At 64.8% G+C, this 22722-nt stretch carries 28 protein-coding genes and 3 tRNA genes; 20 read left to right on the top strand and 11 right to left on the bottom strand.

What is annotated here, in order from left to right:
• Positions 1–79: 79 nt before the first annotated feature.
• Entirely contained in the window at positions 80–271 is a 192-nt protein-coding gene (locus CH302_RS29650; RefSeq protein WP_141216675.1) for a hypothetical protein, read from the bottom strand.
• Between the two features lie 1159 nt (positions 272–1430).
• On the opposite strand from CH302_RS29650, the gene CH302_RS17010 reads away from it, so the two are divergent.
• Positions 1431–1877, top strand: coding sequence for a hypothetical protein (locus CH302_RS17010; protein WP_155292871.1), 447 nt, complete (start codon positions 1431–1433; stop codon positions 1875–1877).
• A 201-nt stretch (positions 1878–2078) separates the two neighbouring features.
• Here the strand turns inward: CH302_RS17010 and CH302_RS17005 are convergent, their stop codons facing one another.
• Together CH302_RS17005 and CH302_RS17000 are read right to left on the bottom strand one after the other, a co-directional pair.
• Positions 2079–2396: a type II toxin-antitoxin system PemK/MazF family toxin gene (locus CH302_RS17005; RefSeq protein ID WP_037187073.1), complete on the bottom strand. Its 318-nt coding sequence runs from the start codon at positions 2394–2396 to the stop codon at positions 2079–2081.
• A complete protein-coding gene (locus CH302_RS17000) occupies positions 2393–2704 on the bottom strand; it encodes a hypothetical protein (protein WP_141216674.1) in 312 nt (103 codons plus the stop codon). Before CH302_RS17000 ends, CH302_RS17005 begins: the two co-directional genes overlap by 4 nt.
• Positions 2705–2804: 100 nt before the next feature.
• Here CH302_RS17000 and CH302_RS16995 point away from each other — a divergent pair, with 100 nt between their 5' ends.
• Together CH302_RS16995 and CH302_RS16990 are read left to right on the top strand one after the other, a co-directional pair.
• The gene (locus CH302_RS16995; RefSeq protein ID WP_141216673.1) at positions 2805–3416 is read left to right on the top strand and encodes a hypothetical protein; all 612 of its coding nucleotides are present in this window, start codon (positions 2805–2807) and stop codon (positions 3414–3416) included.
• 172 nt (positions 3417–3588) lie between these two features.
• Positions 3589–4068 (top strand): hypothetical protein, encoded by a 480-nt coding sequence (locus tag CH302_RS16990; protein WP_052047286.1) that lies wholly within the window; start codon positions 3589–3591, stop codon positions 4066–4068.
• Between the two features lie 454 nt (positions 4069–4522).
• Here the strand turns inward: CH302_RS16990 and CH302_RS16985 are convergent, their stop codons facing one another.
• Entirely contained in the window at positions 4523–5416 is an 894-nt protein-coding gene (locus CH302_RS16985; RefSeq protein ID WP_037187076.1) for a 1,4-dihydroxy-2-naphthoyl-CoA synthase, read from the bottom strand.
• A 67-nt stretch (positions 5417–5483) separates the two neighbouring features.
• Between CH302_RS16985 and CH302_RS16980 the strand changes: the two genes are divergently transcribed.
• Genes CH302_RS16980 through CH302_RS16970 form a run of 3 tightly spaced genes read left to right on the top strand, consistent with a single transcriptional unit; the run spans position 5484 to position 7580 of the window.
• The gene (locus tag CH302_RS16980) at positions 5484–6116 is read left to right on the top strand and encodes a PaaI family thioesterase (RefSeq protein ID WP_037187079.1); all 633 of its coding nucleotides are present in this window, start codon (positions 5484–5486) and stop codon (positions 6114–6116) included.
• Positions 6113–7084: an o-succinylbenzoate synthase gene (locus tag CH302_RS16975; RefSeq protein ID WP_037187081.1), complete on the top strand. Its 972-nt coding sequence runs from the start codon at positions 6113–6115 to the stop codon at positions 7082–7084. The genes CH302_RS16980 and CH302_RS16975 overlap by 4 nt, the downstream gene beginning before the upstream one ends.
• Before the next feature lie 52 nt (positions 7085–7136).
• Positions 7137–7580: a DUF6918 family protein gene (locus CH302_RS16970; protein ID WP_037187084.1), complete on the top strand. Its 444-nt coding sequence runs from the start codon at positions 7137–7139 to the stop codon at positions 7578–7580.
• Positions 7581–7635: 55 nt separating this feature from the next.
• Here CH302_RS16970 and CH302_RS16965 read toward each other — a convergent pair whose 3' ends face one another.
• The 4 genes from CH302_RS16965 to CH302_RS16950 are packed head-to-tail and all read right to left on the bottom strand — an operon-like array spanning position 7636 to position 11584.
• Positions 7636–9033 carry a DUF2252 domain-containing protein gene (locus tag CH302_RS16965; protein WP_037187086.1) on the bottom strand — a complete coding sequence of 466 codons (1398 nt, stop codon included), beginning with the start codon at positions 9031–9033 and terminating at the stop codon, positions 7636–7638.
• 22 nt (positions 9034–9055) lie between these two features.
• Complete coding sequence (locus CH302_RS16960; protein ID WP_037187088.1) at positions 9056–9889, bottom strand: siderophore-interacting protein; 834 nt, start codon at positions 9887–9889, stop codon at positions 9056–9058.
• 46 nt (positions 9890–9935) lie between these two features.
• The gene (locus CH302_RS16955; protein WP_037187090.1) at positions 9936–11000 is read right to left on the bottom strand and encodes an AbrB family transcriptional regulator; all 1065 of its coding nucleotides are present in this window, start codon (positions 10998–11000) and stop codon (positions 9936–9938) included.
• A complete protein-coding gene (locus CH302_RS16950) occupies positions 10997–11584 on the bottom strand; it encodes a flavin reductase family protein (RefSeq protein ID WP_037187092.1) in 588 nt (195 codons plus the stop codon). The genes CH302_RS16955 and CH302_RS16950 overlap by 4 nt, the downstream gene beginning before the upstream one ends.
• A gap of 62 nt (positions 11585–11646) precedes the next feature.
• Here CH302_RS16950 and menD point away from each other — a divergent pair, with 62 nt between their 5' ends.
• Positions 11647–13257: a 2-succinyl-5-enolpyruvyl-6-hydroxy-3-cyclohexene-1-carboxylic-acid synthase gene (gene menD, locus CH302_RS16945; RefSeq protein WP_037187094.1), complete on the top strand. Its 1611-nt coding sequence runs from the start codon at positions 11647–11649 to the stop codon at positions 13255–13257.
• A gap of 14 nt (positions 13258–13271) precedes the next feature.
• On the opposite strand, the gene CH302_RS16940 is transcribed toward menD, so the two are convergent.
• Positions 13272–13775, bottom strand: a complete 504-nt coding sequence (locus CH302_RS16940) for a DUF2505 domain-containing protein (protein WP_037187096.1) — start codon at positions 13773–13775, stop codon at positions 13272–13274.
• A 55-nt stretch (positions 13776–13830) separates the two neighbouring features.
• On the opposite strand from CH302_RS16940, the gene CH302_RS16935 reads away from it, so the two are divergent.
• The 4 genes from CH302_RS16935 (at position 13831) to CH302_RS16920 (ending at position 16602) form a co-directional block, all read left to right on the top strand.
• Positions 13831–14271 carry a DUF3592 domain-containing protein gene (locus CH302_RS16935; RefSeq protein WP_052047405.1) on the top strand — a complete coding sequence of 147 codons (441 nt, stop codon included), beginning with the start codon at positions 13831–13833 and terminating at the stop codon, positions 14269–14271.
• Positions 14264–14689 (top strand): glutaredoxin domain-containing protein, encoded by a 426-nt coding sequence (locus CH302_RS16930; RefSeq protein ID WP_037187098.1) that lies wholly within the window; start codon positions 14264–14266, stop codon positions 14687–14689. Before CH302_RS16935 ends, CH302_RS16930 begins: the two co-directional genes overlap by 8 nt.
• Before the next feature lie 63 nt (positions 14690–14752).
• A complete protein-coding gene (locus CH302_RS16925; RefSeq protein WP_037187100.1) occupies positions 14753–15892 on the top strand; it encodes a glycosyltransferase family 4 protein in 1140 nt (379 codons plus the stop codon).
• Between the two features lie 14 nt (positions 15893–15906).
• Positions 15907–16602, top strand: coding sequence for a demethylmenaquinone methyltransferase (locus CH302_RS16920; RefSeq protein WP_094631949.1), 696 nt, complete (start codon positions 15907–15909; stop codon positions 16600–16602).
• 12 nt (positions 16603–16614) lie between these two features.
• On the opposite strand, the gene CH302_RS16915 is transcribed toward CH302_RS16920, so the two are convergent.
• Entirely contained in the window at positions 16615–17862 is a 1248-nt protein-coding gene (locus CH302_RS16915; RefSeq protein WP_037187102.1) for a geranylgeranyl reductase family protein, read from the bottom strand.
• A gap of 79 nt (positions 17863–17941) precedes the next feature.
• Here CH302_RS16915 and CH302_RS30140 point away from each other — a divergent pair, with 79 nt between their 5' ends.
• From CH302_RS30140 to htpX, 3 genes are all read left to right on the top strand, one after another.
• Positions 17942–18106, top strand: a complete 165-nt coding sequence (locus tag CH302_RS30140; protein ID WP_155292872.1) for a hypothetical protein — start codon at positions 17942–17944, stop codon at positions 18104–18106.
• A 125-nt stretch (positions 18107–18231) separates the two neighbouring features.
• Positions 18232–19251 (top strand): polyprenyl synthetase family protein, encoded by a 1020-nt coding sequence (locus CH302_RS16910; protein ID WP_008713814.1) that lies wholly within the window; start codon positions 18232–18234, stop codon positions 19249–19251.
• A gap of 88 nt (positions 19252–19339) precedes the next feature.
• Positions 19340–20209 (top strand): zinc metalloprotease HtpX, encoded by an 870-nt coding sequence (htpX, locus tag CH302_RS16905; protein ID WP_037187105.1) that lies wholly within the window; start codon positions 19340–19342, stop codon positions 20207–20209.
• A 37-nt stretch (positions 20210–20246) separates the two neighbouring features.
• On the opposite strand, the gene CH302_RS16900 is transcribed toward htpX, so the two are convergent.
• Positions 20247–20747 (bottom strand): YajQ family cyclic di-GMP-binding protein, encoded by a 501-nt coding sequence (locus tag CH302_RS16900; protein ID WP_037187107.1) that lies wholly within the window; start codon positions 20745–20747, stop codon positions 20247–20249.
• Positions 20748–20922: 175 nt separating this feature from the next.
• On the opposite strand from CH302_RS16900, the gene CH302_RS16895 reads away from it, so the two are divergent.
• From CH302_RS16895 to hadB, 6 genes are all read left to right on the top strand, one after another.
• Positions 20923–21005 (top strand) — tRNA-Tyr (locus CH302_RS16895).
• 149 nt (positions 21006–21154) lie between these two features.
• A tRNA-Thr gene (locus CH302_RS16890) sits at positions 21155–21227 on the top strand.
• Positions 21228–21289: 62 nt separating this feature from the next.
• Positions 21290–21362 (top strand) — tRNA-Met (locus CH302_RS16885).
• 81 nt (positions 21363–21443) lie between these two features.
• Positions 21444–21611, top strand: coding sequence for a 50S ribosomal protein L33 (gene rpmG, locus CH302_RS16880; RefSeq protein WP_027498281.1), 168 nt, complete (start codon positions 21444–21446; stop codon positions 21609–21611).
• 140 nt (positions 21612–21751) lie between these two features.
• On the top strand, positions 21752–22264 hold the full coding sequence (hadA, locus tag CH302_RS16875) for a (3R)-hydroxyacyl-ACP dehydratase subunit HadA (protein ID WP_052047287.1): 513 nt from the start codon (positions 21752–21754) through the stop codon (positions 22262–22264).
• On the top strand, positions 22251–22676 hold the full coding sequence (hadB, locus tag CH302_RS16870; protein WP_037187111.1) for a (3R)-hydroxyacyl-ACP dehydratase subunit HadB: 426 nt from the start codon (positions 22251–22253) through the stop codon (positions 22674–22676). Before hadA ends, hadB begins: the two co-directional genes overlap by 14 nt.
• Positions 22677–22722: the final 46 nt, after the last annotated feature.

Below are 22722 nucleotides of genomic sequence, written 5' to 3'. Positions count from 1 at the left end.
CGTGGCCGTCCCCGAATTCAACGAATTACCTTGTTCTTTCGCGGAATACAGGCGCACCCGCCACCAAGGCATTCCGGGTTCACCTGTGGCGGCGCTGGAGAGGGTGATCTCGAGGCAGAATCTCTGCAGTGAGGGCGGATATCGCGGCTCGGGCGTGCGTGGTGCCGTCACCACCGGTCGCGGTGTAGGCGCTGATCACCGCCAGGAGTAGATCGGCGGTGAGCCCAGGGTCGCGCCGTGGCGACTCGGACGAGGCGGTCAGGGCGTTCACCAGTGCTCTGTTGCAGCGGTTTTCGAGTGGCCGTGCGTGCGCGACCGGCGAACTCGTTACCGGTCCAGCCGCTCGCGGTGAGATCGCCGATGCTGACAGCGCGTCCAGTGTTGATCAGATCTGCCGCGGCAGCGAGGATCGTGCGACGAGTACGAATGGATTGCTGCTGCTCGTCGATCGATGGGCCGAGAAGGGTTGTGGTTGAAAGACTGTCACCGACTCGGGGCCGGCCGCCCTTGCATATGCGCGCGGTGACACCAGCCCCCTGCGAGCGCATTGGCGACGCTGTGCCGGACCGCGTGTGAAATCCGCTCGAGGGCCGACGGCGCCGGTCCGATGCTGTTGTCGTGCTTCATTGTTGGTCGGCTGCGACGATCGGCCTGAACATGCGCACGCTGCTCTGGTCGAGGTGACGGAGTGTCCACTTGTCATGGGTCGTCACCATTCTGTGACTATGAGGCGCGTCACTCGCTGTGATGCGGTAAATCGCCTGGTCGTGCGTGTCCGGAGATGCTTCTGTCACGTCCGGGTGGGGGTGTCGCCGGCGTGATTCGGGTGTCGAAGGCCTGTCGTGGATGTGTGGGGTGTTGTACCGTCCCGGGCAGATCTTCAGTTATCTTTCAGCAATCATTGTGGTCGATGGAATCACCGAATCGTGTACGGAGACTCGCGGGACACCGGCAAGGGATCGATCGAGTATCACGTCGCCGCTCGCTCCCCAGGCCAAGCCAGTGTCGACATCACTTTCAATGGGATCGACGTTCCTATCCTCCAAGGATATTCCAGACTTTGGACATTGGAAGTCGGGGAGTGGAAGTATGACAGCTGCCAATAGATCAGTCTCTGATTTCGATTGTCACTCTCCTGGAAACGAAGGACTGAAGTCGATGAGAAGGCTCAACTTGTACGAACTGCTAATAGGGATAGTGGGGTTGATACTCTCAATCAGTTCAATAGTGAACATCGCCAACGGAAACTCTTCAGTTGTGGACTATGTTGCAATCGTGGCATTCGCCGCAGTTTTCGCGATACTCGCTTGGCGGATATTCAACAGACGTAAAACGTCTTAGCATCGGACCACTGAAGGAGACTTGGAGTGCGATTCTTAGATCGAAAAATCAAGATGACGAGTACCGCGCTCTTGTGCATCGTGTGTGCTGTGATCGCCGGGTTCGGGTCGGTGTGGCTCTTCGGTGACTCGAAGGACAGCGACGAGGACAGTCGGACGGGATCGTTCACCTCCGCCGACGCCGACCAGCCGGTCGAACTCGCTGTCCAGACGGTCGTGAACGCATACAACGCCGGCGACTGGGAGGCCGTCGAACAGGGAAGTTGCGGCGACGTTGCACTCCGGACCGCTGCGGAATCACGCGGCGGGATTGCAACGAACCGGACTGACGACGAGGTCCGCATCACCGGCCTGGACGACTTCGAATTCACCACGGTCGACAGCGCAATGAACGCGTACACGTTCGCGCGCGTAACGGTCGGACGCCCCGACGACCCGACCGGCGATGCCGACGCTGTCGCTTTCTTCGCCCTGCTCGATTCCGGGGACGGCTGGAAGGTGTGCACGTCACAGATCGTGAGCACGACCGGAATTTAGCCCCTGCGTTCATTGGCCGAATTAAACAACCCTGTCAGCATGGCTGGCAGGGTTGTTTCGTTGTCGCTGGAGAGAATTGACGGCGTCGCCCGCGTGGGTCCTATTCCTGACAGGTGTACGGCTGATCGGATCTCACCGAAAACGCGCCCGGTCTCGAAGACCTGGGCGCGTGGCGGTGGCCACAGTCGTAGAACGGGTCGGTCAGGGGAGTCCGAGTGCGATCGCGAGTGCTTTATTGAGTCTGAGCACGGTCGCGGGGGAGAGGGAGCCGGCCGGGCGTCCGTTGGCGATCTCGTCGTGAAAAATTTGGGCGATGTCGTCGGCGAGGATCGAACCTACAAGAGGGTCAGCGGCGGCGAACGGGACGGCGGTGGGGATCCCGGGCTTCGGAGTGGTGGTCGCACGCACCGCGAGAACCCCGTCGAGTTTGCGGTTCCGGAAGTTGTTGGAGACCACCACCCACGGCTTTTCTCCCTCGCCCAGGTCAACCCAGTAGATCTGCCCGCGCAGTGCCGTCATGCGGTGTAGGTCTTGTCGACGCGCTCGACGTAGCGGCGGCGGCGCGCCTGTTGCTCACGTCGCCCTTCCGCTTGGTCCTTGGCGAGTTCGTCGTATCCGGCTTCAAGGGCCTTCTCGCGAAGTGCTTCCGCGCCCACACGCAGAAGGGCGCGGGCGATGCCGGACTCGGAGTTGTCGCGGATGGTGATGTGCTGCTGCTGCGCCCATTCCCGCAAGATTCTTGCTTCGAGGCGTTCGGGGTCGGCGAACACGGCGAGTTCCGCTTGGTCGTCACTATCGAGTGTTACAGGTAGCCGTTTCACGTCCATGTTTCACAGTCTGACTCACTTTGTGCGTGATGGCAATGAGTTTTCCGCCACGGCGGTCCAATCTCCTCGCAAGCTTCGGTGATGCTCCAAGGATCGTCCGATGCCTTGGTATCAGACTGCTGGAATCCTCATGACCGGCGCGTTCGCGCTGCTGAGGTTTCCCAAGCTGGCGTTCGACACCCTCGACTCCTCGCTACTGCGCCGGCGGGCGCTATCGGCGGCTCAGGCGGCAGAGAAAGCTACAGAGCAGAGCGCGAAGGAAATCTTGACCGCGCGCTCCGAGGCCCTCGCCAACGTCGTCAACGTGACCCTCCCTCGACCGGAGCATGCCGTCGAGGACGCATCCGAACTGCTCACCGCCCGCGTCGGGGACGCGGTACTCAAAGCGATCCTCGATCACTGGAACGCCGAGCGTGGACGCTGGAGCGTCAGCAAATATGCCCGACCACAGGAAGAACTGGTCCTCGGTAAAGCATCGAGCACATCATGGACAGAGCGACGCGAGGCGAGGAAACGATGGGCGAAGGAACTTCAGATCGGGTGGGAAACTCTCATCCCACCGCAGGTGCGTCTCGACCGCACTCTGTTGCCTGCTGTCGCCGATATCGAGACCGTGCCGGCCGGTACTTTGGTTCGGCTCGGTGACGCGCCACTCGATGTCGACTTCGAGGACATTCTCGATCTCCGCCGCGCCCTGGGCTACCCGACCTGACCCGCGTTGGCGCCCGGATCCTCGCTCGGCACCTTCTGCCGGTCACCCTTGCCCGACTGTCTGGGCGTAGTGTTTCGACGCCCGTCGTTCGCCCGGTCTCGCGGGTACACCTCAGGTGTGGACGTCGCCGTATCGGCGACGAGTCGACACCACCGCCTCAGAAGGGAGCCTGATGTTTCTGTTCGTATCCAACGGCGGCAAACAGCAATCCATTGCACATCGAATCGATTTTCCCTGGCAGTTCGGGCAGCTGCTCTCGCGGTTCGACGGTCTTCAGCGGTCTGCGTTGACGGTCTCGAAGGTCCCAGAGGGCCGGTACTACGAGGATCTCAGCGACGACGAGAAAACCGCGATGAGCGAAAGCTACATTCAAGCAGCTGGGTCGGCGCAGGCGATGTCGGTCGAGATGCGGTTTCCCATCGACGGCGTTCATCGCCTGTTCGTCATCGGCCGACCCGGCCCTCGTCATGGCGAACCCACTGTCGAGATCCCGTTCTTCAGCGGCAAACGCTCCCTCACCGTGTACCCCGAAGAGGTGTTCACCGCTGACGACGCGACGCAGTTGTTCTTCGATTGGGCCACCACAGGAGAGATCGACCGCACGAAACATCATCTCCGCGAATTCGACCTCGACGCCTTCTACCGAACCTGAGACCAGCCTGCCGCGCGCGAACGATCGGCCGCGGACGTCGCCCTCATGGCCGAGGAGCTGCAATGCCCGAAGTCGGTGTCGATGAAGATCGCTGCTCGTACGCTGTTCCGGTGCGGTGGGCTTGGCGGAAGTCATCGAGCATTGGGGTTCGTCGATATGAGAGCCCATGCACGCGAACAGGAATGCGGAGTACTCGAGGAGTTGCATTGCACGACAGCAGGGCATCCTCGAGCGGGTCGATCAATAGCGAAGACGCCCGTTCCCGGTTGGGCAAAGACGGCGAACGCCACCGCAATCGAGCGTGAGGCAGGCCATCGCCCACCGAATGCGCTTTTCGGAGAGCCGGGAGTTCTGGAAGTCCGCCATCCAGCGGTAGTCGTACGGCTCTGTGAACCATGCCCGCACTCCACCCGCGGAACTTCCGGCGCGATGCGACGTCGAATTCGCCAGTGGATCAGAAATGCCGAGGGAACGGCGACCAATCGGGCTCGCGCTTTTCCAGGAAGGAGTCGCGCCCTTCCACTGCCTCGTCGGTCATATAGGCCAGACGCGTTGCCTCACCGGCGAACAGTTGCTGGCCGACCAGGCCGTCGTCCTGCAAATTGAAGGCGTACTTCAACATTCGTTGGGCCTGAGGCGATTTCGCGTTGATCTTCGCCGCCCACTCGATGGCCGTGTTCTCGAGCTCGTCGTGATCGACCACCTTGTTCACTGCGCCCATGCGGTGCATCTCCTCGGCCGAATACGTCTCGCCGAGGAAGAAGATCTCGCGAGCGAACTTCTGACCGACCATCTTGGCCAGATACGCACTGCCGTAACCGCCGTCGAAGCTGCCGACGTCCGCGTCGGTCTGCTTGAACCGCGCATGTTCGCGGCTCGCGAGGGTCAGATCGCACACCACGTGCAGGCTGTGCCCGCCGCCTGCCGCCCAGCCGTTGACCAAGCAGATGACCACCTTGGGCATGAAGCGAATGAGGCGCTGCACCTCGAGGATGTGCAGGCGGCCGGCGCGGGCCTTGTCGACGGTGTCGGCCGTCTCCCCGTCCGCGTACTGATAGCCGCTGCGTCCGCGAATGCGCTGATCGCCACCGGAGCAGAACGCCCAGCCGCCGTCCTTGCTGCTCGGTCCGTTTCCGGTGAGCAACACCGTGCCCACGTCGGAACTCACCCGTGCATGTTCGAGAGTGCGGTAGAGCTCGTCGACGGTGTGCGGCCGAAATGCATTGCGGATTTCGGGACGGTCGAACGCAATTCGAACGGTCGCATCGGACACGTGGCGGTGATACGTGATGTCGGTCAGGTCTTCGAAGCCGGGAACGGGACGCCACAGTGCGGGAGTGAAGGTCACGAGCGCCAGCTTAACGGTGGCCGGGGTTGGCTCCGTGCCGAACGGTCGGTGCAGCTAGCGTGCAGTCATGACCGACCCGATCGAGCTCGACCGCGATTACGACCACCACGGGGGCTTCCCGCGTTTCGTTCCTGCGAAGGTGGGGCCGGAGTACGGGCAGCTGCTCGAGGCCTTGCGCACGGTGCAGGATCTCGCGGTGTCCACCTCGTTGCCGGCCGAAGTGACCGAGGCAGCTGCGGACAAGGCTCGGGAACTGATCGAGCTGTTGAGCCCGCACGTGGTGGCCGAGGGACGTCAGACCGCCGGACGCGTTCCGAGGCTTCCGGGCCGAGGCTCGCTGTTGTTGATGCCGTGGATCATCGAGAAGATCGACGCAGACGGTGTCCGCAGCCGGGGCATGTTCCGCCGCTTCCACCTCGGGGGAAACTCCGCCGCGCACGGTGGCACGCTGCCCCTTCTGTTCGACGACCTCTTCGGCCTCATCCAGCACGCCTACGGCAGGCCCATCAGCCGGACGGCGTATCTGCACATCAACTACCGCAAGGTGACGCCGCTGAACACGGAGCTGGTCGTCGAGGGCGCGGTGGATCGGGTCGAGGGACGCAAGACGTTCATCAACGCTCGGCTCACGGATCTGGACGGCAACCTGTTGGCCGACTGCGAGGCGTTGATGGTGCAGTTGCTCCCGGGGCAGCAATGATCCCCCCGATCGACGACGTTCTGGACGGTGCGCATGTGCTCTCGATGCCGATGCGGACCAAGTTCCGCGGCATCACCACCCGTGAGGTGATGCTCGTTCGCGGCCCGGCAGGGTGGGGTGAGTTCTCACCGTTTCCCGAGTACGACGACGTCGAGTCGACCCCGTGGCTGGCGTCGGCGATCGAGGCCGCGTGGGACGGCCCGCCCAGCCCGCTGCGCCGACGCATCCCGGTGAACGCGACCGTCCCCGCAGTGGCGGCATCGGACGTGGCATCGGTGTTGAGCCGGTCTCCCGGTGCCGAGACCGCCAAGGTGAAGGTGGCCGAGAAGGGGCAGACTCTGGCTGACGACCTCGCCCGAGTGCGTGCCGTGCGCGAGCTGGTGCCGCGGGTACGGGTCGACGCCAACGGCGGCTGGAGCGTCGACGAAGCGGTGGCGGCTCTGACGGCCCTGACCGCCGACGGTCCGCTCGAGTACGCCGAGCAGCCGTGTGCGTCGGTGCCGGAATTGGTCGAAGTTCGGCGTCGGGTGCCCGGGGTGCGGATCGCTGCCGACGAGAGCATTCGCCGGGCCGAGGATCCGATGAAGGTCGTCCGGGCGGGCGGAGCCGACATCGCCGTGCTCAAGGTGGCCCCGCTCGGCGGGATGCGAGCGGTGCTCGAGCTGGCCGGAGAGCTGGGGGAGTACGGCGTGCCGGTGGTGGTGTCGAGTGCTCTCGATTCTGCTGTCGGGATCTCGTCCGGGCTGGCCGCCGCCGCTGCGCTGCCGCACCTCGAGTTCGCCTGCGGTCTGGGAACGGGCGCACTGTTCGTTCGAGACGTCGCACCCGTGCCGGAGGTGATCGACGGAACGTACCCGGTCGGCAGCCTCGAACCCGATGCCGAGGCCCTGATCGAGCTCGACGCCGACGCCGATCGCACGCAGTGGTGGATCGAGCGAGTTCGGCGCTGCCACGCCCTTCTGCGGTAGTCTTGCGCCCGGTCCGCGTGGGGCCGCTGACACATCTGGGAGGAACTTCGAAGTGGTTGCTGCACTCAAGGATTCACTGCTCGACGAGTCGAAGGCCGACGCTCTGCGCGTCGATGTCCTGGCACTGATCGACGCCGAGGTCGCGGACAAGAAGGGCGCGAGTGGACTCGCGGTCAAGGGGGGCTACGGCGCAGTGAAGAAGGTCGGACCGTCGTACATCGACAATGCGGTCTCGGCTTTGTGGCCCGATTTCGTCGACAAGCTGGATCCGTTCTGGCAGTCGTACAACGCTGCCCCGCAGGGCACGTTCGGTCAGTACCTCGCCGCCAACGGCGACGCCGCATCCGACGCGCTGCTCTCGGTCACCGATGCTCGCATCGAGGAGACCGACAAGTCCGTCGTGAAGAAGTTCTACGGCAGCCTGCGTGGCTCGGCGAAGAAGAACGTCACCGAGGCACTGCCGCGCGTGGGTGACCTGGTCGCCAAGCACGCCTGAGCGGCTTCGCCGCATGTGAGCGTGGAGCCCTCGGGTCGTTCCGCGGGCTCCACACTCACATGCGCGTAGCGCTCAAACGCTCCCAATCGGCTTCCGTCTGATCCGCGTACAGCTGCGCGAAGCGGCACAACGCCACCTCGAGGGCATCGGAATCTCCGGTGTATCCCGAGATCATCGACGCCCCACTCGTACGCGCGTGGCCCTTGGCCAGTAGTCGACCCACCACCCGTGCGTAGTCGACCAGAGCCGGCGCGTCGATCGACGACAGGTCGATGGTCCCCTTCATGTTGCGGAACTGCCGCACGTAGTACTGCCGTCCGGCGATGGTCGTCCAGCCCAGCAGCGGATCGCTGACGGTCTGCAGATCCTGCTGATACTCCACGACCCTCTGGCCCTGGTGATCGTGCCAGGCCGATTCGCCGTGCACGTACGGCGCGAGCACCGAGCGTCTGGCCTGCTTGAGCTGCAGGAACACGACGTCGTCCTCGCTGGTGCCCTCGAGCAGAGCCACGTACGCCCGCAGGCCGACGCTGCCGACGCCGACCACGCGGTGCGCCACGTCGATCAACGTGTATCCACCGAGCACGCGACGCCAGTGCGGGGTGAGGGTGAGCAGATACTCGTCCAATCCGACGGCCAGAAGTTCCTCGTCCTTGGCGGAGATGCGCGTGGTGATCGGCGGCTCCTCGACGATTCTGCGCTTGCCCTCGTGCTTCTCGGTGAAGCGCGGCAGAACGCGGTCACTGGTGCGTCGACGCGCCTTCTTCGTGGCGCGTTTGATCTCCTTGCGCAGCGAGCCCTCGGTGGCGTCGCGCTGCAGCTTCTCGGCCGTCAGACGTTGGAACGAACGCGACATCAGCGGCTCGTCGGCAAGTCGGGCCACCTCGATTCGGTACGCGGACACGCAGGCGGTGACGGCGTCGCGGCACTGATCCTCGGTGCGGCCGTTCTGCCGCCCGGCCACCCAGATGCTCGCGGCGAGGCGTCGTAGATCCCATTCCCAGGCTCCCGGGTGGGCCTCGTCGAAGTCGTTGAGATCGATGACGAGGTCACGTTCGGGGGAGGCGTAGAACCCGAAGTTGCCCAGGTGGGCGTCGCCGCTGATGACCGGGTTGATGCCGGTCGACGGCAGCATCGCCACGTCCCGGGCCATGACGATCGCCGTGCCGCGCAGGAATCCGTACGGGGACTCGACCATCCGCTCGAGGCGCGTCGGTATCAGCCATTCGATGCGGCCCTGGTGCGAGTATTCGATCTGCTTGACCGGGTCGGGTCGATCCGCCGGTGGGGTCCAATCGCCGAGCGAGGCGATCGGCACCTTCTCACGTAGACGTCGTCCCAGTTCGTAGCGCTCGGCTCGGGGGAGCGGACGGGCGCGCAGCGAGGCGAACGACGCACCGTCGACCTCGACCGAGTCGGTGACGACTGTGTGACCTTTTCCCAAGCCGGACATGTGAGATGACACTAATCGAGTGCTATCCGGCGGCTTTACCGAACTTCCAGTATCCGGTGAAGCAGATGCTGGATTTCGGTACTGCGCGCTCGTTCACCAGGTATCTGCGCAGGCCGGTGGCCAAGCCCTGTTCGCCTGCCACGTAGACGAACGGGGTGCCGCCGGGAAGTTCGGCTTTCTGCACTGCGGCGAGTGCCGCATCACCGGGTTTGGCATGCGGGTCGGTGCGCACGATCCACTTCAGCTCGACGCCCGGCGGCACGTGGTGCTGCTGGACGTCGGCCTCGGTGGGGACTTCGATGAACACCACGGCGCGCAGGTCTTCCGGTGAGGATCGCAGTATTCCGAGAATCGCCGGAGCGGCACTCTCGTCGCCGACGAGCAATTGCCACGAGGCATCGGTATCCGGGTTGTAGATGCGTCCCTCGTCGAGAATCGCGACGCGGTCCCCGGGAACGGCGCGTGCAGCCCACGACGACGCTGGGCCCGCGTGGCCGCCGTGTTCGGAACCGTGGACGACGAAGTCGACGTCCAGCTCCGCGCCCTCGCTCAACTGGCCATGGCCTGCGGGGCGGAAGTTGCGGACGGTGTAGTTGCGGACAACCGGCTTGGTGTCCTTGGAGAAGGTCAGATACTGGGCGTACCAGAATTTCGAGGTCGAACTGGGTATGCGGGGTTCGCGTTGATCCGGTTGTGGCAGGAACAGTCGGAACCACTGGTCGTAGCCCATGTACGCGTAGCTCGAGAGCGACTCGCCCCCGAGGGTGATCCTGACGAAGCCGGAACTGATCCGTTCGGCAGCGAGAACGTGCAGTCGGTAGAACGCCGGGTGCTCGGGTTTGAGGTACTTGGCCATGCCGGTGAGATTAGTGGACCCTAACTCCCAATGGGGGCGCGTCGATTCACTCGGGTCGACCATGCCGGTAGTGCTGGACGACCTTCGCTCCCATCGGCACCGCGAACAGCATCATGAACACCCGGATCACCTGCGCTGCCACGACGAACGTCACGTTCGCGCCGGTCGACGCGGCGATGGCAAGCACCGCGTACACACCACCCGGGGTGGTCGCCAGGTAGCCCTCGTAGCCGCTCGTCCCCGTCGCGGACGCCAGCCACAAGCCGAGCATCGCGCATCCGACGGTGACGGCGATGATCAACATCAGAGACGCGGGCAGGACCCGCGAGATCGACTTCAAGCTGGCGACGGTGAACCGCAGCCCCGCCTGCCATCCGATCACGATGTACGCCGCCCACAGCAGCAACGCCGGGACGGATGCGTCGAACGACACCCCGAGTACGTCGGCGAGCGTGGCGATCATCAGCGGGCCGAGCAGGGCGGGGGCGGGCAGCCGGATCGCCTTCGCCAGCATCACGCCGATGACGCCGCAGATCACGACGAAGGCGAGGTCGATCCACAGTGCCTCGTGCACGTCGGCGGTGACCGACGACTGTCCGGGTTGAGCGTCGAACACCAGGGTGGCGACCAGTGGCAGCGTTGTGGTCACCAGCACGACGCGGAGGTACTGCACCACCGCCACGACTCGTTCGTCGCCGCCGAGCTCCTGCGTGATCGCCACCAGTCCCGAGGCTCCGCCTGCGACCAGCGCCAAGGAACCGGTCAGTGAATCGATGTCTTTACGAAGCCCCAGCAGCGCGCCGGCCGCGATCGACAGCAACAGGGTGCCGATGCATGCCAGCAGTACCGGCAGCCAGGTATCGCCCAGCGAGCTCAGAGTGTCGCTCTGCACCAGCGTTCCGATCTCGACGCCGAGGATTGCCTGCGCCGCCATGCCGAGTCTGCGGGGGAGTGGCGCTCGCTCGGTTCCGGTCGTCGGAGCCCACCCGGCGAGCGCGAACACGATCGCCACCAGCAAGGCAACGAACAACGCAGCCGACGGCACACCGAGTGCATCGGCCCCGACGGTCAGTCCGACCGTGACGAGAACCAGCAGCAGCCAGCGAATCAAGAAGGTCGCTCGATTTCGCGAACCTCGGGCGGCAACCCCCACTCGGTGCGACCGAGGCGGCTGAGCGGGGCGATGGCGTCGAACTCTGGGAGGCCGTCCTCGGCCAGATATTCGGGACGCACCGACAGGGCGACGACAGTACCCATGACGACGAAGCAGTTACCCACTTCGACGACGCGATGCAACGTCGCCTCGATGGCGATCGGAGCGGCCGCCACGCGCGGTGGTGTCACGACGGTACTGGGCTCGCTCTCGATGCCGACGGCCTCGAATTCGCTGACACCGTGATCGAAGCTCGCCGAACTGCTGTTGACCTGATCCACCAACGGTGCCGTCGCCAGATTCACGACGAACTCGCCGGTGGCCTCGATGTTGCGAAGACTGTCCTTGCGGGTCACCGACGTGAACTGCACGACCGGAGGCACCACCGAGGACACCGTGAAGAAGCTGTAGGGCGCGAGGTTCGCCACACCGTCGGCCGAGACGGTGGAGACCCAGGCGATGGGCCGAGGTACCACCGAAGCGGTCAGGAGCTGGTAGAAGCGACCGGGAGCGACCTCGTCGGGCCGAAAGACTGTACGCACACCTTCATACTGTCAAAGCCCGGTTGCGGCGTCCGACCGACGCGTCTGACACTCTTGAAACTGTGAATCCGTCCACCGCCCAGGCCACCGCAGTCGTCGACGAACTGGCGCGCAGCGGGATCCGAGACGTCGTGTTGTGCCCCGGCTCGCGGAACGCCCCGTTGGCGTTCGCGTTGCAGGAGGCAGACGTGGCCGGCCGCCTGCGGTTGCACATGCGGATCGACGAGCGAACCGCCGGCTTCCTGGCGATCGGCCTGAGCCTGGGGAGTGGTCAGCCCGTCCCGGTGGTGATGACGTCGGGAACCGCGGTCGCCAATCTGGGGCCTGCCGTACTCGAAGCGAACTACGCCCGCATTCCACTGATCGTCATCAGCGCCAACCGCCCGTACGAGATGCTCGGCACCGGAGCCAACCAGACCATCGAGCAGCTCGGCCTGTTCGGATCCCAGGTGCGCGCGACGATCAGCCTCGGGCTCGCCGAGGAAGGACCCAAGCAGAACAGTCAGTGGCGCAGCGCCGTCTCCCGCGTCATCGCGGCTGCGCGCGGAGCACGATCCGGCAACGCCGGGCCGGTGCACTTCGACATCCCACTGCGTGAGCCTCTGGTGCCTGCGATCGGCGACCCCGGCGCGCGACCGGAGGGTCGGCCCGATGGAATGCCGTGGACCTCGACCACCCAGGCGACACTCGACGTTCCCGTCGAACTGGATCTGACTGTCGACACCGTGGTCGTCTCCGGTCACGGCGGTGCCGCGCGTCCGGAGCTGGCCGGGTTGCCGACCGTCGCCGAGCCGACCGCGCCCCTGCACGGAATCCCGTTGCATCCCTTGGCTCTTGCGCAGTTGAAGCCGCGCCAGGCCGTGATCACCGGACGGCCGACGCTGCATCGACAGGTCTCGGCTCTGCTGGCCGACCCTGCAGTCGACGTCATCGCGCTCACCACCGGACCGCGCTGGCCCGACGTCTCCGGCAACGTCCTGGCCACCGGCACTCGGGCGGTCACAACCGGCGCGCCCGACCCCGCCTGGATCGCTCGTTGCGCCGCTCTGTCCGAGAGAGCCGAACAGGCTGTGCACGAACAACTTTCAGAGCATCCCAAGCCGACGGGACTGCATGTTGCCGACGTGGTGATGTCCGCCCTGCAGCCAGGTGACCAGCTGGTGCTCGGAGCGTCCAATCCCGTGCGCGACGCGGCCCTGGTGGCGACACCGAACCCCGACGTGAAGGTTCTGTCCAACCGCGGCGTGGCCGGTATCGACGGCACCGTTTCGACGGCCATTGGTGCCGCGATGTCCGGAAAGCGGCGCACTGTGGCACTTCTCGGCGATCTGACGTTTCTGCACGACGCGGCCGGCCTGCTCATCGGCACCGGTGAACCTCGACCTGACGACCTGACGATCGTCGTCGCCAACGACGACGGCGGCGGCATCTTCGAGCTCCTCGAACAAGGCGACCCGCAGTACGCGGGTGTGTTCGAGAGAGTGTTCGGCACGCCTCACGGCATGGACCTCGGCGCACTGTGCGGTGCCTACCGCGTGGAGCACCACCTGGTCGACTTGGCCGATCTGGCAACCGAACTCACCGGCCATGCCACGGGAATCAGGGTGCTGGAAGTGACCACCGAGCGATCGGGACTGCGCGAGCTGCACGCGGCAATCAGAGCGCGACTGTAGAGCGTGGTGGGTCGCTAACTCTGCTGCGCTGCAACCCATTCCAGGGTTTCGCCGGTTTCCTGGTCGATCATGTCCTTGATCATCTTGTTGATCAGGTCCTCGATCTTGCCGCCCACGATGGGGATCTTCACGGTCGATTCGCCCTTGACGATCAGTTTCGCGCCGGTTCCGTTGGGTCGCAACGACAGGGTGCCGTTCACCTTCGCGGGCAAACCGGTGGTGCCGCCGATCAGGGTGCCCTCGGCGTGGTCGCCTTCGAGCGGGCCCCAGTGGTCGGTGCGCGAGACGATCAGCTTGCCCTTGATGACCTTGGTGACGAAGCCGGGGAGCTCGGACGTGCCGACCTCTTCGGAGATGTCGACGGTCAAACCGCCGTCATCGTGCTTGGTCAGCTCGTACCCGTCGGTTTTCTTCGCCTTGGCGAATCGCGCCTCCCACTGGTCCTCGCTGGTGAGTGCTGCGTGCACGTCAGCGGGGGGATTGGACGATTCGACGGTGAACTCGAAGCTGCGCGACATGAGTGCAGACGCTACCCGAGCGGAGTCGCGTCGGCTGCGAAGTAATCTGATCGCTGTGACCGATACCGACGGAGCCAGCCGAACGCTGTACAGGACCCGGCTGGTCGTGCTCGTGGTCGCCGTTGCGATTTCGGTCCTGGCCGTGCTTCTGGTGGTCGGAGCCTGGCGCAACGACGTCACCATCGATTCCGACAAGGGCACCGCCACCGCCGAGGTGCTGTCCGCGGGCAAGTTGCGCTCGGCCGTCAGCTTCATCACCCCCGACGGCGTGACACACAACCCGCCACTGGGGGTGCTGTACCCCACCAACCTCATCGCCGGTCAACGCATCGAGGTCGAGTACTACAAGGCCGACCCGGACGTCGAGCTGGTTCGCGTCGCCGGCCGCGACGCCGCCGTCGCTATCGTTCCGGCCGGATCCGTCATCGTCGTCACGTGGCTGATCGCCGGCCCGGTGCTGTTCTGGCTACGTCGCAAGGAGGCCAAGAATGCGTGATGCGAAGCAGTGGGCCATCGCTGCCCTCGCCGCAGTGGCCGGGTTCGCATTGGTGAACTTCGGCAACATCGCGTCGTCGATCGTGGTGATGGTGCTCGTCGTGGTGTTCCTTCTCGTTCTGACGACTCCGGTGCTGTATCCGAGTTCCCTGTCCGACGATGCCTCGCGCACGCAGGCGACAGAGAGATCCGTGCCGCTGATCTACTGGCGTCCAGGGTGCATCTTCTGCTTGCGGTTGCGGTTGGCGCTGCTGCTGCGCGGAAAGAAAGCCGTCTGGACGAGCATCCGCCAGGATCCGGCTGCGGCCGCGCGGGTTCGGTCCGTCAACGACGGCAACGAGACGGTTCCCACGGTGTTCGCGGGCTCCGAACATCGCACCAACCCGGATCCGTCGTGGGTGCTCGCGCAATTCGTGTGACGTTGGCCCACACGTAACGTTGTCCATACCTGGCCGACGGCGGGGCCACCCACACTGAGGATCGTGCGAGTAGCCATCGTTGCGGAATCGTTCTTGCCCAACATGAACGGCGTCACCCACTCGGTGATCCGTGTCCTCGAACACCTCGACAAGACGGGGCACGACGCCATCGTCATCGCCCCGGACAACCCGTCCGGTCCCAGAGCCGCGACGTGGCACGACAACGTTCCGGTGCATCGGGTGCCGTCCGTCATGGTGCCGAAGGTGAGCTCGCTGCCCGTCGGTGTGCCGGGCCTCGGGATGGTCTCGGCTATGCGCGCCTTCGCCCCCGACGTCGTGCATCTGGCGTCACCGTTCCTGCTCGGAGCGGGCGGCCTGGCCGCCGCCAACCGACTGGACGTGCCCGCGGTGGCCGTCTACCAGACCGACGTCGCCGGTTTCGCCGCCAGCTATGGACTGGGCCTCACCTCGAAGGCCGCGTGGCGCTGGACCAGGAGATTGCACCGCGGCGCTGCCCGCACCTTGGCACCGTCCACCTCGGCCGTCGACGCGTTGGAATTGCACGGCATTCCGCGCGTGCACAGGTGGGCGCGAGGAGTCGACGCCGTCCGCTTCGCACCCTCGGCCACGTCGCAGACGCTCAGAAGCCAGTGGGGAGCGGACGAGAAGCTGATCGTCGGATTCGTCGGCAGGCTCGCCCCGGAAAAGCACGTCGAGCGGCTCGCCGTACTGGCCACCGACCCGTCGATCCAGTTGGTGATCGTCGGCGGTGGACCCGACACCGCAGCGTTGCAGACCCTGATGCCGAGCGCGATCTTCACCGGACAACTCGGCGGAGCCGAACTCGCGCAGGCCTACGCCAGCTTCGACATCTTCGTCCACCCCGGCGAACACGAAACCTTCTGCCAGGCAGTCCAAGAGGCCCTCTCCAGCGGCGTCCCCGTCATCGGGCCCGACGCCGGGGGCCCGCGCGATCTGGTCTCGCATTGCCGCAACGGCTACCTGCTGCCGGTCGACAAGTTCACCGAACTGCTTCCCAGCGCCGTCGGAGCCCTCGCCGAACCCACCACCCGCGCACGATTCGGTGACGCGGCCCGCAAATCGGTGCTGCACCGAACCTGGCCCGCCATCTGCGACGAGCTGATCTCGCACTACTACGACGTGCAAGGCATCACAGCGCCACAGGCAGTGAACGTTGCTTGAGTAGTCTGGTCCTCGTGGCCCAGACATCACGCGCAACCCTGGCAAAAGAGCCCCACGAGGTGGCGTCGATGTTCGACGGCGTCGCCCGTCGATACGACATCACCAACACGGTTCTGTCGTTCGGGCAGGACCGGAGTTGGCGCAAACTGACTCGGCGCGCCCTCGATCTCAAACCTGGCGAGCGGGTACTCGACCTCGCCGCAGGCACCGGCGTCTCCACCGTCGAACTCGGTCGCAGCGGAGCCTGGTGCGTGGCCACCGATTTCTCCAAGGGCATGCTGCAGGCAGGACTGCAGCGAGGTGTGCCGATGGTCGCAGGTGACGCGATGGCGTTGCCCTACGCCGACGCCAGCTTCGATGCCGCCACCATCTCTTTCGGCCTCCGCAACGTCTCGGATTTCGACGCCGGCCTGCGCGAGATCGCCCGCGTCACCAAGCCCGGTGGCAGGCTCGTCGTCTCGGAATTCTCCACGCCGGTGTTCGGTCCGTTCCGCACCGTGTACATGGAGTACCTGATGAAGGCGTTGCCGAAAGTCGCTCGCGCCGTGAGCAGCAACCCCGACGCGTACGTCTATCTCGCCGAGTCCATCCGCGCGTGGCCGACGCAGGAACAACTGGCACAGCGGATCACCGACGCGGGCTGGACCGACGTGCAGTGGCGCAACCTCACCGGCGGAATTGTGGCTCTGCACAAGGCAATTCGCCCCTGACGCTCCCTGGTGTCACGAAAAGGGCGGCCGGGAATCGATTTTCAGCGATCCGGTTCCCGACGCCCGCCAGGTGCGGGCGACGAGGTCGCTGTCCGCTTCGGTGATGAGGTTGCCCATGCAGCGGACGGCGACTTTCATCAGTGCGCGTGAGCGCATGCCCACCGGTCCTGCTGCGGGCAGGAATCTGGGCACGGTCAACAGTCCGGCGAGGCGTCGAGCGATGGAGAAGGACTGCCCGTAGTGCTCGCGCAGCAGGCTCGGCCAGGCGTCGGTGAGGTCGGGGTGATCGAGCAGGTCGACGACCATGCGACCGCCTTCGAGTCCGTAGTCGATGCCCTCGCCGTTGAGTGGGTTCACGCAGGCTGCGGCGTCGCCGATGATGGCCCAGTTGGTGCCCGCGATTCCCGAGACCGCGCCGCCCATCGGCAGCAGCGCCGACGCCACCGAGCGCAACTCCCCGCTGAGGTCCCATTCGCCACGGCGCTGGTGGGTGTAGAGGTCGAGTAGGGGGCGCAACGCTCCTGGTGCCGGCCTCTTGGCGGTGGCCAAGGTGCCGACGCCGATGTTGATGGTTCCGTCGCCCAACGGGAAGACCCAGCCGTAACCGGGCTGCAGAGTGCCTGCGGCGTCGCGTAATTCGAGGTGCGAGCTGATCCACTCGTCGTTGCTGCGGCCCGAGTCGATGTAGGCGCGAGCAGCGACGCCGAATGCGGTGTCGCGATGCCATTGCCGCCCGAGTTGCTTGCCCAGAGTCGAGCGGACACCGTCGGCGACGATCAGTGTGCGGCAGGAGATCTCGTGTGCACCGTCAGCGGTCTGAAGGGTTACCGAGCGGACCGAAGTGCCGTCGCGGGTGACGGCGACGGCCTTGGCTCCCTCGGCCATCACAGCTCCGGATTCGACTGCGGCGACGCGAATCCTGTCGTCCAGTTCGGTTCTGGGAACCGCACTTCCGATGGTCGGCAGTGATCTGCTCGGCCACTCGAGTTCCAGTTCCTGCCCGAATCCGCTCAGTCGCAGTCCTCGGTTGCGCGCTTTGCTGCGCACCCACTCGCCCAGACCGAGCTGATCGAGCTCGGCGACGGCACGTGGCGTCAACCCGTCACCGCACGTCTTGTCGCGGGGGAACACTGCCGCATCGGCCAGGACGACGTCGCGGCCCGATCGCGCGGCCCATGCCGCAGCGGACGATCCTGCGGGGCCCGCGCCCACGACCAGAACGTCGGTCGTGGTGGGTGGGGCGGGGTGGGGAGTGCTCACGTGTTCCAGTATCCCGACTTCTACGAACGGGTGCGTCGAGGGTCTCCGTTCGCCGCCGTGTGAACGCGTGGTGGTGGCCGTGCGTGACGTCGGCTTCCAGCGAGAACTCGCGGTCACCAGCAGAATTCCGCACGTGATCCTGCTCGACGCTCCGATGACTGCACCGACCGACTCGTTGGGTGACAGGGCGTCGGCAGCGATGGCGGCGACGCTCGAAGCCATCTCCGGCAACCTCGGTGAGTGAAGCGTCACCTGTGGTCGGTGACACCGTCCCACCGGTGTGCACGCTAGGTTCACTACGGTAGAAGGCGAGCAGCGGCGCTTCGCCGCTGCCACCGGCATGTCGACGACAGGACAGGGACCAACATCGTGAGTACAGACGACGCTGCCGTAGCAACGGTCGTTGCCGGAGTCGACCTGGGTGACCCGGAGCTCGCGCGATCCGTCGCCGACGGCCTCGCACGCGTCGAAGAACTGATGATCAGCGAACTCTCCGACGGTGAGGAGTTCCTCACCGAGGCCGCGCTGCACCTGGCCAAGGCCGGCGGAAAGCGATTCCGGCCCCTGTTCACCGTGCTCACCGGCCAACTGGGACCGTCGCCGACCGATCCGGCGATCGTCACTGCGGCCACGGTCGTCGAACTGGTTCACCTGGCGACGCTCTATCACGACGACGTCATGGACGAGGCGTCGATGCGTCGAGGTGCCGAGAGTGCGAACTCACGCTGGGGCAACAGTGTGGCGATCCTCGCGGGCGACTACCTGTTCGCGCATGCGTCTCGTCTGGTGTCCACGCTCGGACCCGACGCCGTCCGCATCATCGCCGAGACCTTCGCAGAACTCGTCACCGGCCAGATGCGCGAAACCATCGGTGCCAAGAGCACCGACGATCCCGTCGCGCACTACTTGAAGGTCGTGTGGGAGAAGACAGGCTCGCTCATCGCCTCGTGCGGACGCTTCGGCGGAACGTTCTCCGGCGGCGATGCCGAGCATGTGGGACGCCTCGAGCGCCTCGGTGACGCCGTCGGTACCGCCTTCCAGATCTCCGACGACATCATCGACATCTCTTCGGCCACCGAGCAGTCCGGCAAGACTCCCGGCACCGACCTGCGGGAGGGCGTACACACTCTGCCGGTGCTCTTCGCGCTGCGCGAAGAAGGTGCCGACGGCGATCGACTGCGCGAGATCCTCGCCGGTCCGGTCACCGAGGACGCTCTGGTCACCGAGGCTCTGGAGCTGCTCCAGCGTTCACCCGGCATGGTCTCGGCCAAGAAGACACTCGGCGAATACGCCGCTCGGGCACACGCAGAACTTGCACTGCTGCCACAGGGCCCGGCCAACGATGCACTCGGCCGGTTGGTGAATTACACCGTCGAGCGCGTCGGGTAGTCGGCTCGGACCTCGGCCGGGAACTGCCGGTCGGGGTGCTTTCGTTGAATCGGGTAGTAACACCCGGTACGAGGAGGCACCTTCAGACATGAACGGTTACGCGAACGGCGCGAAGACTTTCGGCCTGCTGGTCGGGATGTCGGCGCTCATCGTCTTCATCGGCTCGCTGTTCGGTAACGCGACCATTCTCATCGGCTCCATCGTGTTGGCAGTCGGCGTCAACGGTTACGCGTACTTCAACAGCGCGAAGATGGCCTTGCGGTCGATGCATGCCGTGCCGGTGAGCGAGCTCGAGCAGCCGGCGATGTATCGGATCGTGCGGGAGTTGGCGACGACGGCTCATCAGCCGATGCCCGCGCTGTACGTCAGCCCCACCAACAACCCCAACGCGTTCGCGACAGGACGCAACCCGCGCAATGCAGCGGTGTGCTGCACCGAGGGCATCCTGCGCATCCTCGACGAGCGCGAACTACGCGCGGTGCTCGGTCACGAACTCTCGCACGTCTACAACCGAGACATTCTGATCTCGTCGGTGGCGGGAGCGATGGCTGCTGTCATCTCCGGCTTGGCCAACCTGGCCTTTTTCGCCAACATCTTCGGCGGACGCGGCAACGGAGGCCCGAACCCGATCGCGCTGCTCCTGGTGTCGATGCTGGGGCCCATTGCGGCCACCCTGGTTCGGCTGGCCGTCTCCCGTTCGCGGGAGTACCAGGCAGATCAGTCGGGAGCCGAGCTGACCGGAGATCCGCTGGCCCTCGCGTCGGCGCTCCGCAAGCTCGAGCAGGGGGTGCAGTTGGCACCGTTGCCGCCCGAGCCGCGGTTGGCGGCGGAGTCACATCTGATGATCGCCAATCCGTTCCGCATCGGCGACAAGGCAGGGCAGTTGTTCGCCACCCACCCCCCGATGGCCGACCGCATCGAGCGCCTCGAACGGATGGCCGGCCACCGGCCGTACTGACGCCGAGCCTGCGGAACGACCCAGGGGAGAAGCCGCTCTAGCGGTAGTTGACGAACTGCAGTGCGATGCCGAAATCCTCGCTCTTGAGCAGCTGCTGGATGGCTTGCAGGTCGTCGCGCTTCTTGCTGCTCACGCGCAGTTCGTCGCCCTGGATCTGGGCCTTGACGCCCTTGGGGCCGTCGTCGCGGATCTTCTTGGAGATCTTCTTGGCGTTCTCGGTCGTGATGCCCTGCACGAGCTTGCCGGTGACCTTGTAGACCTTGCCGGACGCGGCCGGATCGTTGGTCTCGAAGGCCTTGAGGGAGACGTCCCGTCGGATCAGCTTCTCCTTGAACACGTCGAGGGCGGCCTTGACCTTCTCCTCGGATTCGGAGGTGATGACGATGGTCTCGGACTCGCCGCTGCCGGACCATTCGATGCTGGTGTCGGATCCACGGAAGTCGAAGCGGGTCGCCAGCTCCTTCGCGGCCTGTCCGACGGCGTTGTCCACTTCCTGTCGGTCGACCTTGCTCACTACGTCGAAGGACGAATCAGCCACTTCTCACACTCTCCAGTCGAATCGAAAATTTGATTTTGCGGTGGTGTCGGTCCACATCCCGCTGGGACTTTATCGGCCCGCTACCGACCGTATCCACCCGGTTTGCGTTCCGGGGGGACGTTCGTTGTATTCTTCTCACCGCGCCGAAGAGCAGTACGGGCTTCGATCGCATCACGGCAGATTGCCCGAGCGGCCAATGGGAGCGGACTGTAAATCCGTCGGCTTATGCCTACGTAGGTTCGAATCCTACATCTGCCACACCTGGAACCCCGGCGAGGATTTCTCTCGCTGGGGTTTCCATGTGAAGAGGGACCAGAACGGCTCGCTGACCACGCAATTTGGTAGTCGGCGCTCGGAATGTGTAACCTCTTGAAGGCTTCAGCGCACGGCAACATGCGTAGTTGCTCGCCCCCTTAGCTCAGTCGGTAGAGCGTTTCCATGGTAAGGAAAAGGTCAACGGTTCGATTCCGTTAGGGGGCTCGCTGGATTGGATGGCTCGACGTCGCGTTCCCCGCGTGGGATGGTGGACGGTGAGCACCTGAGGCGGTGTAGCTCAGTTGGTAGAGCAAACGACTCATAATCGTTGCGTCGCCGGTTCAAGTCCGGTCACCGCTACACAGTAGGCAAGCACGACCAGTAGCACTCATGAACAGTCCTGATTGACCCTGATCAGATTTACCCGAAAGTAGGCGTCCAGTGGCCTCCTCCACCGATGTGCGGCCCAAGATCACCTTGGCCTGCGAGGTTTGCAAGCACCGCAACTACATCACCAAGAAGAACCGTCGGAACGATCCCGACCGCATCGAGCTGAAGAAGTTCTGCTCCAACTGCGGCACGCATCGGGCTCACCGCGAATCTCGCTAGTCCGCTCGGCTCGCTGGTTCGCAGTTCCGTTCAGCAGTCGGCGCCCGGCGTTAGGACACACTTCTCCACCTAACGGCTCTTGCGTCCAGGGTAGAAAAGGTTGTCTTTCCGTGTCACAAGCTCCACAGGATGTCCCGGCCATGGATGTGTCCGCTCACGCGGCGTCCATGGTCGGTTTTCATTATCGCGTCGACGACTTCTACGAGGTCGGCCGCGAGAAGGTTCGTGAGTACGCGCGTGCGGTTCAGGATTTCCACCCCGCGCACCACGACGAGGACGCAGCGAAGGGCCTCGGTTACGACGGTCTCCTCGCGCCCTTGACCTTCATTTCACTGGTGGGCATCATCGCGCAGACGCGGATGTTCAAAGAGGTCATCACCGGTTACGACCCGAGTCAGATCCTGCAGACCGATCAGCGACTGGAATTCCACCGGCCGATTCAGGTCGGCGACCGGTTGATCTGCGACGTCCACCTCGAGTCCTTTCGTCAGATGAGTGGCAGCGACATCATGACCACCAAGAACATCGTCACCGATCAGAACGGTGAGGTCGTGCAGACGACCTGGACGACCATCGTGGCCCGTACCGGTGGCGAGATCGACGAGAACATCGCGCACGCGGTCAAGGAAGTGATCATGCATGGCGCTTCGTAATTTCGGCGACGTGTCCGTCGGTGACGAGCTTCCCGAGCGCATCGTGTCCCTGACCCGCGGCGACCTGGTGAACTACGCAGGCGTGTCGGGCGACCCCAATCCCATCCACTGGAGCGACGAAGTCGTCGAGTTGGCCGGACTGGACAACGTGATCGCGCACGGCATGCTGACGATGGGTCTCGGTGCCGGCTTCGTCACCTCGTGGCTCGGCGATCCCGGTGCGGTCACCGAATACAACGTGCGCTTCACCAGCTCGGTGTACGTCCCGGCGGACGCTGCGGCGTCGGTCGAGTTCACCGGCAAGATCAAGTCGATGGACGACGAGAAGCGCACTGCGACCGTCGCCATCGTCGCGAAGTTCGAGGGCAAGAAGATTTTCGGGAGAGCCACCGCAACGGTGCGCTTGGCCTGAGCATGGTCGATCCGGTCGAGGTAGTTCACGGCCGGGACGACGGGAT

It is taken from the genome of Rhodococcus sp. 15-2388-1-1a (assembly GCF_002259145.1).
In the GTDB taxonomy this organism is placed as follows: Bacteria; Actinomycetota; Actinomycetes; order Mycobacteriales; family Mycobacteriaceae; genus Rhodococcoides.
The sequence above is the reverse complement of the archived record's forward strand: the minus strand, read 5'-3'. Positions and strand labels throughout refer to the sequence as shown.

Bases quoted from the DNA above. Each gene is read 5' to 3' on its own strand.
- CH302_RS17005 (WP_037187073.1), bottom strand. From the start codon at position 2,396: ATGACGGCACTGCGCGGGCAGATCTACTGGGTTGACCTGGGCGAGGGA.
- CH302_RS17000 (WP_141216674.1), bottom strand. From the start codon at position 2,704: ATGGACGTGAAACGGCTACCTGTAACACTCGATAGTGACGACCAAGCG.
- CH302_RS16995 (WP_141216673.1), top strand. From the start codon at position 2,805: ATGCCTTGGTATCAGACTGCTGGAATCCTCATGACCGGCGCGTTCGCG.
- CH302_RS16990 (WP_052047286.1), top strand. From the start codon at position 3,589: ATGTTTCTGTTCGTATCCAACGGCGGCAAACAGCAATCCATTGCACAT.
- CH302_RS16980 (WP_037187079.1), top strand. From the start codon at position 5,484: ATGACCGACCCGATCGAGCTCGACCGCGATTACGACCACCACGGGGGC.
- CH302_RS16975 (WP_037187081.1), top strand. From the start codon at position 6,113: ATGATCCCCCCGATCGACGACGTTCTGGACGGTGCGCATGTGCTCTCG.
- CH302_RS16965 (WP_037187086.1), bottom strand. From the start codon at position 9,033: ATGTCCGGCTTGGGAAAAGGTCACACAGTCGTCACCGACTCGGTCGAG.
- CH302_RS16960 (WP_037187088.1), bottom strand. From the start codon at position 9,889: ATGGCCAAGTACCTCAAACCCGAGCACCCGGCGTTCTACCGACTGCAC.
- CH302_RS16940 (WP_037187096.1), bottom strand. From the start codon at position 13,775: ATGTCGCGCAGCTTCGAGTTCACCGTCGAATCGTCCAATCCCCCCGCT.
- CH302_RS16930 (WP_037187098.1), top strand. From the start codon at position 14,264: ATGCGTGATGCGAAGCAGTGGGCCATCGCTGCCCTCGCCGCAGTGGCC.
- htpX (WP_037187105.1), top strand. From the start codon at position 19,340: ATGAACGGTTACGCGAACGGCGCGAAGACTTTCGGCCTGCTGGTCGGG.
- hadA (WP_052047287.1), top strand. From the start codon at position 21,752: ATGGATGTGTCCGCTCACGCGGCGTCCATGGTCGGTTTTCATTATCGC.
- hadB (WP_037187111.1), top strand. From the start codon at position 22,251: ATGGCGCTTCGTAATTTCGGCGACGTGTCCGTCGGTGACGAGCTTCCC.